This is a genomic window from Abiotrophia sp. (assembly GCF_057275535.1).
The window spans coordinates 43977-57926 of sequence record NZ_DBHIRJ010000005.1 but is presented as its reverse complement, the minus strand read 5'-3'; the positions used below and the strand labels follow the sequence as shown (position 1 = coordinate 57926).

The 13950-nt window shown below is 41.8% G+C and carries 11 protein-coding genes; 2 read left to right on the top strand and 9 right to left on the bottom strand.

Annotated features, from left to right (window positions below):
* Window position 1 precedes the first annotated feature (1 nt).
* The 8 genes from cas7c to ACO53F_RS05040 form a co-directional block, all read right to left on the bottom strand.
* Window positions 2–844, bottom strand: a complete 843-nt coding sequence (cas7c, locus tag ACO53F_RS05075) for a type I-C CRISPR-associated protein Cas7/Csd2 (RefSeq protein ID WP_485137557.1) — start codon at window positions 842–844, stop codon at window positions 2–4.
* Window positions 841–2712: a type I-C CRISPR-associated protein Cas8c/Csd1 gene (cas8c, locus tag ACO53F_RS05070; RefSeq protein WP_485137556.1), complete on the bottom strand. Its 1872-nt coding sequence runs from the start codon at window positions 2710–2712 to the stop codon at window positions 841–843. The genes cas7c and cas8c overlap by 4 nt, the downstream gene beginning before the upstream one ends.
* Window positions 2712–3440, bottom strand: a complete 729-nt coding sequence (gene cas5c, locus ACO53F_RS05065) for a type I-C CRISPR-associated protein Cas5c (RefSeq protein ID WP_485137555.1) — start codon at window positions 3438–3440, stop codon at window positions 2712–2714. Before cas5c ends, cas8c begins: the two co-directional genes overlap by 1 nt.
* 38 nt (window positions 3441–3478) lie before the next feature.
* Complete coding sequence (cas3, locus tag ACO53F_RS05060; RefSeq protein ID WP_485137554.1) at window positions 3479–5914, bottom strand: CRISPR-associated helicase Cas3'; 2436 nt, start codon at window positions 5912–5914, stop codon at window positions 3479–3481.
* Window positions 5915–6251: 337 nt separating this feature from the next.
* On the bottom strand, window positions 6252–6920 hold the full coding sequence (locus ACO53F_RS05055) for a DsbA family protein (RefSeq protein ID WP_306486478.1): 669 nt from the start codon (window positions 6918–6920) through the stop codon (window positions 6252–6254).
* A gap of 355 nt (window positions 6921–7275) precedes the next feature.
* Window positions 7276–7881, bottom strand: coding sequence for a CYTH domain-containing protein (locus ACO53F_RS05050; protein ID WP_485137553.1), 606 nt, complete (start codon window positions 7879–7881; stop codon window positions 7276–7278).
* 18 nt (window positions 7882–7899) lie between these two features.
* On the bottom strand, window positions 7900–8811 hold the full coding sequence (locus ACO53F_RS05045; protein ID WP_485137552.1) for a magnesium transporter CorA family protein: 912 nt from the start codon (window positions 8809–8811) through the stop codon (window positions 7900–7902).
* Between the two features lie 15 nt (window positions 8812–8826).
* Window positions 8827–9735 (bottom strand): magnesium transporter CorA family protein, encoded by a 909-nt coding sequence (locus ACO53F_RS05040; protein ID WP_485137551.1) that lies wholly within the window; start codon window positions 9733–9735, stop codon window positions 8827–8829.
* 190 nt (window positions 9736–9925) lie between these two features.
* On the opposite strand from ACO53F_RS05040, the gene ACO53F_RS05035 reads away from it, so the two are divergent.
* Together ACO53F_RS05035 and galT are read left to right on the top strand one after the other, a co-directional pair.
* The gene (locus tag ACO53F_RS05035; RefSeq protein ID WP_485137550.1) at window positions 9926–11101 is read left to right on the top strand and encodes a galactokinase; all 1176 of its coding nucleotides are present in this window, start codon (window positions 9926–9928) and stop codon (window positions 11099–11101) included.
* 57 nt (window positions 11102–11158) lie between these two features.
* Entirely contained in the window at window positions 11159–12658 is a 1500-nt protein-coding gene (galT, locus tag ACO53F_RS05030; protein WP_485137647.1) for a UDP-glucose--hexose-1-phosphate uridylyltransferase, read from the top strand.
* A 95-nt stretch (window positions 12659–12753) separates the two neighbouring features.
* Here the strand turns inward: galT and ACO53F_RS05025 are convergent, their stop codons facing one another.
* Window positions 12754–13947, bottom strand: coding sequence for a pyridoxal phosphate-dependent aminotransferase (locus ACO53F_RS05025; protein ID WP_485137549.1), 1194 nt, complete (start codon window positions 13945–13947; stop codon window positions 12754–12756).
* Window positions 13948–13950: the final 3 nt, after the last annotated feature.

Here is a 13950-nt window from a genome sequence, read left to right as displayed (position 1 = left end):
GTTAGTCACCTTCTATAATTTCAACTTCTAATCCTTTCTCTTGATACTTCATCAATTCATTCTTATTCAGATGAATATTGTAATCATTATAATTCTTATTTGCACCATTCGACTTCCATTCAAGTAAATCATATATTCTTGCACTTGAAACAACTCCGAGTTTATCAGGATGGGTGAACCAAAATAGTTCCTTAACTCGCATAGAACCTTCGGGCCGAGCAGTTGATGCATCATTTTCGAATAAAGTCTTAATTGCCAATTTTATAGCCTTCAAGTCCTTATCATTAAATCCTGTTTTTTCGGAGAAAAACACATTTACAGAACCTTTGACTAAATAGACTCCATACTCAACATAGTGCTTAGATCCCATTGTGTCTGATCCTTTATTTCCCAGTTTTTGCTCCTTACCATTCGTACTGCGAGTAATTTGCATTGTCGATGTTACAATTGGATTCAAAGATTTTGCCATGCTAATTGACAATGGCCCTCTAACTCCAATTGCTTTATCGCAATATGTAAATACCTGTCCAAATGCTCTAACATCAATCCACTCTTGATTAGCTTGTTTCACAATGATAGCTTCGTCTTTTTCATCTTTAAACTTTGATTCAAAACGTTTTTGCAAAGAAGTATGACCATCGTGTATACGTTCATTCGCTTGAACAAAGATTTGATACCCTTCGTCCTGAAGTCTATTTCTAATCTTTCGCTTAATCGCAACATCACTAACTAAACCATATCCTTCTGAATTTGTCCTAGGCATATTTCCAGATAAAGGGTCTCCATTTGGATTGGCACACTCCACCTCAAATGTTAACATAAAGTCTACTTTACGGGTAATCATTTTTCTTCCTCCTTGTTTTCTTTCTCGCTATTTCTGGTAAAGATATATTTTTTTTCCGCGTAATACCCAAAAATAAATGTGAAATCTAATGGTAGGTTTATAGCTTCTGTTTCTTGATATCTTGACAAGCCCTCAATTATTATTTGACGCTCCTTCTCTAATTTGAAGAATATTCCTTTATGATTACTATTTTGGAGTCTTTGCGCGTAAGGTAATGTTTTATCAAAAAGGGTCCGCATTATTTTCGCTGGTTGTCCCATATAAGCTGCCCAATATCTTTGTGCATTGGGAATTCTCGTTTTCGATTCACTATCTAATCTATAGCTTTCTAACTCTAAAAGTTCAAACACTGCCAAAAGCCGACCGAATAAATAAGATCTATCTACATTCTTTTCATCTAAAATTGGTGAAAATTGCTCCTCTCCTTGATTCTTCAATACAGATAATGCAACATGCTCTACTTTGTACCATTCTTTTTCGTATTTATGCCGGTTTCTAATATTCAACTCTAGTTGTTTAGTAATTGCTCTAGATATTGGCTTTTTATCTAGAAGACACACAATCAGTTCTTGTAATAATTTATTCTTAAATTTTTTGTTACGTACTGTGAGAAACGAATCCTTTTCGATACCATACGCAGCTTCAACAATCCCAATTAGTGCAGGTGTTTGCCAACTTAACTTCTGATTGCTATTAGGCCAGGAATATTTTTTTTGCCATTCTTCTAGATTTTCTAATAATTCTGCGCTCCTCAATTCCCGAAAATAAGTTAAGGAAGCTCTACCATCGTTCACTTTATTAATAACCGCTCCATAATAATAAGATGCATCATTAAAAAGTCGTTTACCTTTAATGAAGGATAAAGCTATCTTCCTATTTTCCTGCGACACAACATCTGTTACGGACTTTTTTCTAGGCGGTTCCCAAATAAACGGGTCCTCAAACATGGTCTCTTTTGTCAAGTCTATTTTACTTTCGTTTTTAATATCGTCACTAAACCAGTTTATAAAAAATTGATTTTCACCTAAATTAATCTTACTTTGGGGGCTCTCCATTAAATATTTCAACATCAAATGTGCCTTCTCGGAAGTTGTTTGACCGATAGAAACTACATCTGAAGCTACTTTAAATCTCCCTTTATACATTTCATCGTGACTTTTCTGAGGAATTAATTTAGCGGTACCTGCAACAGAGCGATGTATAGATACCACAACGTCTTGCTCACCTGTCAAATTACACGTACCTAACTCCTCCTTCGAATCTAGCACCTGCTTGATATGTTCTTGATGTAATTCTTTATAACTTGAAACAGAATAACGTTTACCGTCTCTGAAGTTTTTAACTGCAAAAGTAATCATGATTTTATTATTCATTGATTTTTTATTTTCGACCAGATTAGCATTTTTACTAGATTCGTTCGCTAACTCAAGGCGATGGCTAACTTTATTTAGTGCATTAAGATCTCTTATAAAAATTAATATATAGTTTAAGAATTCTTTGACCTCTTCGTTATGACACTTTCGCATAAATAACGATAATTGATTTATATAAGCGTCATAATTATTAGGACTTTGCCTACAATCTAAGTACTTTATTGTATCTGCGATAAGATGAGGAACAGCTTTACTTGTTCTATTCATAGAGCTAGAAGTTACCGGAAAAATAATCTTTTCCCCTTTTTCTATAAACTTTGCCTCAATCAGCTGACCTTTTGTATCCAGACAGACTTCAATAATATTTTTCCCATTAGATTGGATACTGTTATGAAAAAGTGGCAAAAGAACTGGATGGCCTACTTCAAATTTATCAACCAAACTTATTTTTTCAGCTGCATTATATGCCTTCATCAATGCAGTAAAGAAATTCATTACTTTTCCTCCTTCTCCCATTGCTCATATTCCAAAAATTCCTCATCGACTGTTTTCATACCATTTCGTTTTCCCATCCCCTTGGCTGACAACACGTTTTCAACTTCACATTCAGACTGTGCCTTAAATTTTATGATTCCATTTATCATCCTTGTAGTTGTAAAATATGACCTCAAAGAATCCTTTTCATTTATAGGGTAAGCAAAAGAATGAAACATCAAGCCCAAATCTACTTCTTGCTCATCGTAAAATGATACAGAATCCTTATACTCGTTCTCTGAAATTCCTGTTGCAGTCGCATGACATTCTCTCGCCCCCAAAAAAAGATCTAACCGACCTCCTTTATCCAGTGAACGAGTCATAATGGCCTCGTGTTTTTTTGAAATCCAATCTTGCTGTAAATCTGGTCTTGCTTTATTCCATATAAAATGGAATTTCACTAAATACTCCACATTGTGTAAATAGGAAATATAGCTTAAGTCACTTCCTCCATTCTTTAATAAATTCCTTATACCATGTACTTCTGTCTGGATACGATTCATTACCTTTACTTCCGTCACAATATTTTGAATACTTGGCTTAAAATAGACTCCATCAACGATTCCCGTTAGTGCTTGCCTAGTGGGAACTAGATAGCTCGTCCTTTCTCCACCAGCTTTACTTTGCGGACTAGTAAACAATGCTAAGTCTCCTGTCACTCGGACATAAAAATTTTTTGACCTATACACCTTGACTCCTCCTTCATTTTCTAGATAAAATTTTCTCTCTAATATATAAACCCTCGGGCTATTGATACAAGTCCCCTATCTTCGTCATAATATTCCTCGCTTAGGATTAGTATTGATTGATTCAAATAAGGTTTAGTATAGCTAATGAACTCACTACCTTGAGGCACATTAACCGTATATCTCTGTAACTTCCTAATCAGACTTTTAATAAATTTTCCTTGCTTAGTATCAAATCTAACTCCTTTTGATAGTTCTAATTCTAGAGTTTCAATCATCCGTTTACTTTTCTGACTATACGGAACGATGATGCTAATAGATTCATCTTTTATCAATTGAATTGCATTTCCGCCTGTTCTAAAAGATTGTTTTAATAACGTTTTCACTTCAAAACCTAATCCTCTATTGTCTGATAAATACCTGTAAGCAGTAGTATTGTTTACAGGATAATCAAATTTTTCTTGACTTTCGTCTAATTCATAATACTTCGAATAAAACTCATCATTTAGTCTTGTTAAGTCAATAGTCGAGTTAATTTCTCTCAGAATACTCTCTGTTACTTTTCGCTTATCTTTGATAACCTTCAAAGATGAGACATTCTCAATTTTATCTGGGAGTCTAACAAGAAGTACTTCCCCTTTATCACGTAAACCTTCTCGATTACATCTCCCGCATGTCTGTATCAGGGAATCAATCCCTGCGTACGATCTTATTACGCGATGAAAGTCTATATCAACACCGGCTTCGATTAACTGAGTACTCACACAAATAATTGCTTTCCCACATGCCAGCTCATTACGTATTTTTTCCAATCTATCTAGTCTGTGAGCAGCACACATATTTGTAGAAAGGTAATAACAAGTTCTATCCGTTTTTTCTCTTATTAGCAAATATAGCTTTTCCACAGCTTTTTTTGTATTTAAAATTATTAAAGTTGATTGATTATGTTCTAGAACTTCGCTACACACCTCTTCAATATTGACGTAGTCATTTGAATCATTAAACTTTCTAACTTGAGTACGCTCAAAAATAGATCGTTCCTCCATAGTTAATGAGATAATATCAGTATTTTCTCCCTTAGAATCTCCGTACATAAGTTTATGTTGAATCCTTGGAACACTCAATAAAGGCTGAGTTGCTGTGCATAAAACCACCACTGCTTCCATTACTTTGCATAGGAAATTCATACTTAAATTAAATACACTTGTAACTTCTAACGGAAGGCTCTGAACTTCGTCTAGTACAATTACTCCACGAATAAGACTTGAGAATCTTCTAATGTTAGAAGATTTTACTTTGAATAACGTTTGAAAAAATTGTACCATAGTCGTTAAAGTGATAGGACTATCCCAAGTCTCTTTTGTAAAAGTCATTAATCTCATCGAATATGATTCATCTTCAAATTCATCATCTTGCTCATTCATAATATTTGAATGATGCTCTAAAACACCTTCTTCTCCAACAATCTCCTTTATTTCGGCTGCATTTTGCTCTAAAATAGATAAAAAAGGCGCAACATAAATAAATGATGACATATTTTGTTCTATCATCTGATGAAAAGCATATCGCATACTTAGATTTGTCTTTCCTGCACCAGTTGGTAAATCTAATCGATAAATACCCACTGTATCTTCTTTTCCACGCTTCTTTACTATCTCTGATATTCTTTGACGTATCCTATTTATTTTCCCTGTTTCGCCACTATATTGTGAGTACTTGTCTTCAATGGATCTCAGATAACGTATTTTAAGCGCTTTCTGTTTATCCTTACTCATAGGCAATATTTTTTCATCAAAAGCATTAATAGTATCTTGGATATCCGCATTTTTAAGAATAGATAAGTATAATCTCATAAACATTCCAGTATAATAGAGTCGTTCGCTTTCCTCAGGAACAAGACCTAGTTTTTCCCAAGCTAATATATATTCATCAAATGCATCAATAATTAGCTGATCAATTTCTTTATGCTCATGTTCCAATATGCTCTCTTCTAAATTCTGAATAAAAGGTTTTACATCCTCTTCATAATGATATTCATTTCCATCGTTATATTGTAAGCATCTTCTCATCAAGTTACTAAATCTAAATTCATCTGCCTTGCTATCCTCCGATTGGCTTAATGGGATATCAAATATACCATGGTGACTTAATATTACATATACAATTATCTCTTGGAAGCTACTCGCTAAAAAAGAATCTATTTCAGATTTGTTCTCATTTAAAACACTTCTTATTTTATATGATAAGTACTTTGCTCCTGCATATGAATGATCTACATGTCTAGTGGGATTATTCATAAGTTTATCCTGGAACTTTCTATCAGCTTTGCCTACATCGTGATACAATCCTATAATTAGCATTATAGTTCCTTGTTGAATTTCGTTTCCTCTTTCAAAACACATACACGCAACATTTACCGAATGATCTTTTAGTGATTGAGTATGTCCACTCTCACGGTCGTAGTGAGCAAAGCACATATATTTTACTCCTCCTGAAAATTTTAAGTTTTATCTTCTCTTCTCATCATCAAACTATCTGCTAATTTACTCATGTGTTTTAATAATTTAACTTGAAATCTCTTTGTAACAAGTTAAGTGTACATCATACAGAATCCGTTTTCAAGATTAGTTTGGGATGTTTTTAACGAGTTTCTTGTCCTTATTAATTTTTGTCAAACAAACACTACTCTTGTACTTTATAACCATCTAATGTAATAACTTTCACTTACTTAGTATAGTTTTTTCTAGGTAACAAATATATTCATATTTCTTTCCTACAAAAAGAGGCTAGAACCAAGTTCTAGCCTCTCTCTTATTATCCTTTTGTTGCGACCAGCTTCAACCGAGTAGGTCGAGGGCAGCATGTTTTATCCATTAATAAGTCCACTTGTTCCAGAATGTGTTGGCACTCCATCGGACCTTGTAAGAGGATGCCGGAGTCCCCGGAACACTGTTCAAAAATAATGAGTGACGGTGTATCTTGTACTTTCATCTCGAGCGCAATCTTTTGATCACGATAGTAGAGTTCCTTGACGTACTGAGAACGTCGGTCGCTCTCGAAGAGGGCCAAGTCCAAGCCAATATCACAGGCTAAGTTGGCTAAAAAGTCATCCGTCAGCCGTTCTAAATCAGAATTAATGCGACTTTGCATTTCGTAGAGGTATTGACGGCCACGACGCTTGCCTTGCAGACCCGCTGCCCGGTAAGCCAAGGTGGCAGAATAAATCTTCTGGAAAATTTCGTTACGATGACGCAAGTCCTGAGGTTCATAACCCAGCTGCATCATGTAACGGGCAATCAGGGGTTGACTGGTGAAGCAGAGAATATGCACATCCGTCTTGGCCGGCATTTGCTTAATCGCACGGCTGAGTTCGCGCTCTACTCTGCGACAATCTTGCCCTAGTGGGTTAACAAAGAGATACAACTCAAATAATCTGGCCTGACCATGGCCTGATACTTGATAGGCCACTTGCTCTTGAGGCATGCGACATTCCCTCCTCTCCAACTTGATTTCTTAAATTTATCTTAACACAAAGAATAGACAAGTTCTAATGAAATGCCTTATAGCCCGGCTAAAAGACATTGAGACTGAATCTTGCTCTGCTAGGATGAAGCGGGCTGTTCTTCTCTATTTCTCAGTTAGCTAGTGGTCCACTCTCCAAAGTGAACCACTAGCTCTCGGCTTTTTCATCGTTTTGGGCTATTTCCGACGTTTTCCATGCAGCCAGTGGTCCACTCTTTAAAGTGGACCACTGGCTCTCGGCTTTTTCTGCATTTTGGGCCCTTTTCGGCCTTTTCCCATGCAGCTAGTGGTCCACTCCAAAGAGTGGACCACTAGCTCATTTATTCTTCTCTAATTTGGCGTAATAGGCGCTAACTCTGGCAATTTTCTTATCTGCTGCTAGGAGCGGGAAATCATAGGTCTGGCTTAATTTGGCTATATAATTTTGAGCCAAGGACAAGTCTTGAGCTTCTAACTCTAGCTCAAAGTCGACCTTGTCCCCATAAAGAGTCTGGTCTAGCACCAACTCACCCCAGCCTAAGTCTAGGGCCCAGCGATGAGTCTGAAAACCATAGCGCAGAACTAAGTCCTGGGGCTCTATCCCTACTTTGGCTAAGGCGGCTAAGAGGTCCTCATCCTGAATCCAAGCGCCTGCCAGGCTAGCAGGCACCGAATCTAGACGCCCCACATTAGTCTGTGTGATTTCCAACGCTTGGAACTGGTCTAAAGCCTGCTTGAAGGTCCACTCACTCACTTGGTCATATTGCCGTAGGCGCAAGGCAGCCCGTGCCTCCTTAAGGGCGCTCTGCTTACTATCGTAATAGTGGTTAACCTGTTGGCGCGGAGCTACCCCATCTAGCCCTAAACCCGCCTTAAGCCTATCAAAGCTCTCAGCCTCCAAGGCAATTTTTACTTCTTGTTCAATCAGGGCCATATGGCGCATGCCCCCCTTTCCTAGTAGCTATTGCTTCTTATCCATGAGATAGTTGAGGATTCGTAGGCCAATTACCCAGCCAACTGCCGAGATCAACAAGATATAGACCCAGCCCATGGCATCTTGCTCAAAAGGCAAAGGCATATTCATCCCGAAGAAGGAGGTGATAATATCTGGAATCGTCAGAAGAATGGACACAATGGTTAAGAGCTTCATGGTGTCATTCAGGTTATTGTTCAGGACGTTGTTATAGGTGCCCGACAGCTGATGCAAAATAGTCGAGGTCAACTGGGTCATTTCCACTAATTGCTTGGCTTCAATCAGAGAATCTTCTAACTCTTCGCGCGCTGTCTCATCCAGCAGGCGGGACATAAACTGGGTCCGCAGTTGTTCCAACAGCACCACATTCTGCTTGGTGGCTGAGACAAAGTAAACAACCCCAGTAGCCAAGTCTGACAGGGCGAATAGGTTCTGTTTGGTGGTCTTCTGTCTGAGAACCTGGTTAAGTTGGTCGCGCTCCTGATTGATTTTCTCAACCAAAGGGAAATACTGTTCAGACACGGTATAGAGCGAAGCGAATAGGAAGGTAAAGACCGAAACCCCAGGGTTGGCGTCTAGATAACGGCTAAATTCTGGTATTAGGTAAGCATTGGCCTCGTTACTGATCGTAATGAGTCGGTTAGGCTGGACAATAAAGGTCATGGGCACCGTCTCATAGTGGTAATCCTGTTTAATGGGATTAGGGACATTATAGATAATGATAAAGGTATTGCGTTCGCGGTCATATTCAGTCCGAGCCCGTTCATTACGGTCCAGAGCGTATTCGACAATCTCTTCATCTAAGCCATATTGACTGAGGAGGTCCGGCCGGGAGGCAATGGTGTCCGCGTCAATATTGAGCCAGCTATCTGTCTCGTTGATTGGTCGCATGCTAATCATGGGGAGCCTCCTTTCTTATTTTCGGGCCAAGAGATTTTTGAGGACGCCATTAATCACTAAGCATCCAGCAACACTAATAATCAAGGTAATCAACCAGCCCAGAGGATGATTGGCAAAGGGAATCGGCACGTTCATACCGAAGAAGCCGGTCACAAAGGTCGGTACCATGAGGATAATCTCTAGCGTGGTCAGAATTCGGAAAATATCGTTCAAGTTATTATTCAACACATTGTTATAGGTGTCTGACAGTTGTTGGAGAGTCTGGCCGGTCAACTGGGTCATTTCCACTAACTGGCGCGTTTCAATCAGAGTATCCTCTAATTGCTCCCGCTCCACTTCCGTTAGCGAGCGGAAAACCAATAAGGTCCGTAATTGCTCCAAGAGGACGGTATTCTGCTTGCTGGCAGTGATGAAATAGACCATGCCGGTCTCCATATCCGATAAGGCCAGGAGATTCTCTCGCGTGGTCTTGTCACGCAAGAGCCGGGTCAACTGATCTCGCTCACGGTTGATTTCTTCAACCAAAGGGAAATACTCATCCGTCACCCGATAGAGGGCTTCGAATAGAAAACCGAAGAGGCTTTGCTCTGGCTCTAACTCTAGGTTGCGATGCATACGTTGCAGAATATAGGCATTTTCCTCGTTACTGATTGTAATCAGGCGATGCTTTTGAACGATGAAGGTCATCGGTACTGTCTCATAGTGCCGGGTCTGCTTAATGCGATTGGGTACATTGAAAATCAGGACGAAGGTATGGCTTTGGCGATCATAATCCACCCGAGCCCGCTCATTACGGTCGGCCGCATATTCGATTATCTCATCGTCCAAGTCGAACTCCTCGATCCACTCGGGATGTTTTTCTAGGGCATCCGCTTCAATATTAATCCAGACATCCTGGGCGTTCAGGGGGACACTGCGAATCATGGCGCCACCCTCCTTTCCTATTTTTCTCACCTCCTTATTATACCGAAATTAGACTTAAAAAGTAAACGTAAAGGGTCCTTACCCAAAAAGGATAAAAATTCTGTTAGAAATAGCATTGAACACCCTTACATTTAGTCGTATAATAGAACTATATTACTCAATTATCTAGCTAGTACTAGGAGGAACTTGTATGGAATTATCTGCTTTACACACTCGATTTCAGGAAGTTTTTGAATCGGAACCCGGCCGGGCCTTCTTCGCGCCTGGACGAATTAACTTGATTGGCGAGCACACCGACTATAACGGTGGACGGGTCTTCCCTTGTGCCATCACCCAAGGGACCTACGGTATTGCCCGTCGACGTCAAGATAGCTTAGTTCGTTGCTATTCTCTCAACTTCGAAGAAGCTGGTCTCATCAGCTTTGATCTGTCGCAAGAGCTAGTTAACCGACCAGAAGATAGCTGGACTAACTTTGTCAAAGGCGAAGTCAAATTCTTACGCCAAGCCGGCCACACCATCGACCAAGGCTTCGACCTCTTGGTTTATGGCAATATCCCTAACGGGGCAGGTCTCTCAAGTTCTGCTTCCTTAGAATTATTGGTAGGTATTACGCTGGAATCTCTCTTCGACTTGACCTTAACCCGTCTGGATTTAGTCAAGATTGGCCAACAAGTCGAAAACCACTTCATTGGCGTTAATTCTGGTATCATGGACCAATTCGCCATTGGCATGGGGGCCAAAGACATGGCCATCTATCTGGATACCAACACCCTAGATTATGAACTGGTCCCTGCGGCTTTTGGCGAACACCTAGTACTGATTATGAATACCAACAAACGCCGCGAGTTAGCAGATTCAAAATATAATGAACGTCGTAGCCAGTGCGAGGAAGCCCTACGTCGCCTGCAAGCCGGTGGCATGCAAATCCAAAGTCTGGGCCAATTGAGCCCTGATGGCTTTGAAACTAGCCGTCATCTAATCAATGACGAAGTCTTAGAGCGTCGCGCTAAGCACGCGGTCTACGAGAATCAACGGACGGTTCAAGCCAAAGAAGCCTTGACTGCTGGCGATTTGAAGACCTTCGGTCAACTCCTTAACGCTTCCCATATGAGCTTACAGGAAGACTATGAAGTAACAGGACGTGAGCTAGACACCCTGGTTCACACGGCCTGGCAACAAGAAGGCGTCCTAGGCGCTCGCATGACAGGTGCCGGAATGGGCGGATGTGCCATTGCCTTAGTGGCTAAAGATGCCGTTGAGGCTGTTCAAGTAGCCATTGGCCAAGCCTATGAGGCAAGCATCGGCTACCCTGCTAGCTTCTATATTGCCCAAGTTGGCGCCGGTGCCCACGCCCTAGCTGACTAAATCATGATGAATGCTTGCCAAAAAATCAGGCAAGCAGAGAGGACGAACGCTGTGACTATTCCTATTGACCAAACCATTCACCATTTTGTCAGCCGCGCCATTCAAGATGGCTGGCTAGACCCCTTAGATTACGATTACACCGTCAACCAGCTCTTAGCACGTTTAGCTTTAGACGGACTAGATCCTTGTGACCAAGCCCTAGACCCTGAGTTAACCCTCCTAGACTATCTAGACCAACTAGAGGCTTATGCCCTGGAACACGGCTTAATTCCAGACTCTGCCTTCGGCCGCGAGGCCTTTGAGGCGGCTATTATGGATTTGTTGACGCCTCTACCTTCTGTGCTTAACCAACGTTTCTGGGCTCTTTACCAAGAAGCACCTGAACGGGCCACAGATTATTTCTATGCTCTGTCGCGGGCCAATGACTATATTAAGACCCGCCATATTGCCAAGAATATTGCTTTTAGTGCAGCCAGTGACTACGGCGACTTGCAGATTACCATCAACCTTTCCAAACCTGAGAAGGATCCCAAGGATATTGCGGCGGCCAAGTTAGCCAAGCCAAGTCACTATCCTAAGTGCCTACTCTGTATGCAAAATGAAGGTTACCGGGGACGCACCAATCATCCCGCTCGCCAGAACCACCGCCTGATTCGCCTATCGCTAGGTGGCGGAAACTATGGCATGCAGTACTCACCTTATGTCTACTATAACGAGCACAGCATCTTCCTCAACCAAGAGCACGTACCCATGAAGGTCGACCGCGCTTGCTTCGAGCATCTGCTAGACATCATCGAGGTACTACCACATTATTTCGCCGGTTCTAATGCCGACTTACCAATTGTGGGCGGTTCAATCCTCTCCCACGACCACTATCAGGGCGGGCGTCACACCTTCCCTATGGATCAGGCTCCAGCCTATGAGACGGCTAGCCTAAGCGCCTTTCCAGATTTAAGCGTTGAGTTAGTCAAATGGCCCCTATCTGTTATTCGATTACGTAGCCAAGATAAGGCGCCACTGGCGGATGCAGCGACAGCGCTCCTCGACTTCTGGCGAGCTTACAGTGATGAATCCTGTGACATCCTGGCCTTTAGTGGGGAGACTCCGCACAATACTATTACGCCAATCGCTAGACGTCGAGATGGCGCCTACGAATTGGACTTGGTACTGCGTAACAACCGGACCAGCGAGACCTATCCGGATGGCCTCTTCCATCCACATCCTGACGTGCAACACATCAAGAAGGAAAATATCGGCCTGATTGAAGTCATGGGCTTGGCAATCTTGCCACCACGCCTAGTGGGCGAGCTAGCCACCATCAAGGACTTCTTACTGGGCCAAGCCTCCTTGGATCAAGTAGCTGACTATCATCAAAGCTGGGCTCAAGACTTGGCTGCTAGCCATCCTGATGTAACCCCTGACCAAGTCGATCGTCTACTCCAAGCAGCTGTGGGCGCTAAATTCGCCCGCGTCCTTGAAGACGCTGGAGTCTACAAGCAAAGCCCAGAAGGTCGCGCCGGCCTTCGTCGCTTCCTAGATGCCTTTAATCAGGCTTAAAAAAGGCTTATCCCAAGTGACTTTTTAGCACTTGGGATTTTTGAATGCAAAAAACTCCTCCTTAAATCAACAAGGAGGAGTTTTAAATAATTTGCTTATTTCTTCAAGCCTAACTCAGCCGCTAGAGCCTGCCAAGCTTTGAGCGAACGCTCTACTACTTCCATCTTGACACAGTAAGACAGACGAACATAGCCTTCGCAGCCAAAACCAGAACCTGGCACCACAAGGATTTGATGCTTATCTGCTACATAGTTGGCAAAGTCTACGGAACTTTCGAAGCCGGCTGGCACCTTCATGAAGAAGTAGAAGGCCCCTTCTGGCAAGTTGGTCTCAAAGCCAAGGGCTGTCAGCTCTTTATAGAGCGCATCCCGTTTAGCTTGGTAGTCCGCTACATCAGGCAAGATATCCAGGAACTCTGCTACGACCTTTTGCGCCAAAGCAGGCGCATTGTTGAAGCCCAAGGTCCGGTTACAGAAGATCAGGGCATCCATTAAGGTTTCCACTTCTGGCACATCTGCCCCAACCGCGATGTAACCAATCCGTTCACCCGCCAAGCCTAGGGACTTGGAGAAGGAGTTAATCACAATAGCATGTTCATAAATATCGAGAACATTCGGCACTTGGTGGCCATCATAAGTAATGGTCGCGTATGGTTCATCCGATACTAAGAAAATTGGTTGACCAAATTCTGCTGACTTTTCACGTAATACCCCAGCTACTGCCTCTAAATCTTGACGTGAATAGATGCGACCGGTTGGGTTGTTAGGAGAGTTCAACAAGAGAATCCGAGTATCAGGTTGAATGGCCTGACGTAAGCCTTCGATATTTGGTAAGAAATCAGTTGATTCAGTTTCTACTGTATCCAAATGAGCGCCCACGTTTTGAGCGTAAAAGCCATACTCAACGAAGTAAGGTGCGAAGGTCACGATGCGCTCGCCTGGGTTCAAGATAGCCTTGAACAAGACATTAAGAGCACCTGCTGCCCCGGTCGTCATGACAATATGACTAGCAGGGATTGGCTTTTCAGAGCGTGCGCTATAATAAGCAGCCACCTTCTCGCGTACATCTGGGAAACCAGCGTTTGGCATATAGCGGTGTACACCTGGTTGGTCGACCAATTCCTTCATGCGTTCACGCAAGTCTACTGGTGGTTCAGCAAAGGGATTCCCGATGGAGAAGTCATAGACATTCTCTGGGCCATATTGCTTGGATAATTCCAAGCCTTTTTCGAACATTTTGCGGATAAAACTAGCGTTAGCGCAGTTCTTTACGATTTGTTTTGAATACATAGA

Excerpts from the sequence above, each read along its gene's own strand:
- ACO53F_RS05025 (WP_485137549.1), bottom strand. The coding sequence starts at position 13,947 with ATGTATTCAAAACAAATCGTAAAGAACTGCGCTAACGCTAGTTTTATC.
- cas7c (WP_485137557.1), bottom strand. The coding sequence starts at position 844 with ATGATTACCCGTAAAGTAGACTTTATGTTAACATTTGAGGTGGAGTGT.
- ACO53F_RS05040 (WP_485137551.1), bottom strand. The coding sequence starts at position 9,735 with ATGATTCGCAGTGTCCCCCTGAACGCCCAGGATGTCTGGATTAATATT.
- ACO53F_RS05055 (WP_306486478.1), bottom strand. The coding sequence starts at position 6,920 with ATGCCTCAAGAGCAAGTGGCCTATCAAGTATCAGGCCATGGTCAGGCC.
- ACO53F_RS05045 (WP_485137552.1), bottom strand. The coding sequence starts at position 8,811 with ATGATTAGCATGCGACCAATCAACGAGACAGATAGCTGGCTCAATATT.
- ACO53F_RS05050 (WP_485137553.1), bottom strand. The coding sequence starts at position 7,881 with ATGCGCCATATGGCCCTGATTGAACAAGAAGTAAAAATTGCCTTGGAG.
- cas3 (WP_485137554.1), bottom strand. The coding sequence starts at position 5,914 with ATGTGCTTTGCTCACTACGACCGTGAGAGTGGACATACTCAATCACTA.
- ACO53F_RS05035 (WP_485137550.1), top strand. The coding sequence starts at position 9,926 with ATGGAATTATCTGCTTTACACACTCGATTTCAGGAAGTTTTTGAATCG.
- cas8c (WP_485137556.1), bottom strand. The coding sequence starts at position 2,712 with ATGAATTTCTTTACTGCATTGATGAAGGCATATAATGCAGCTGAAAAA.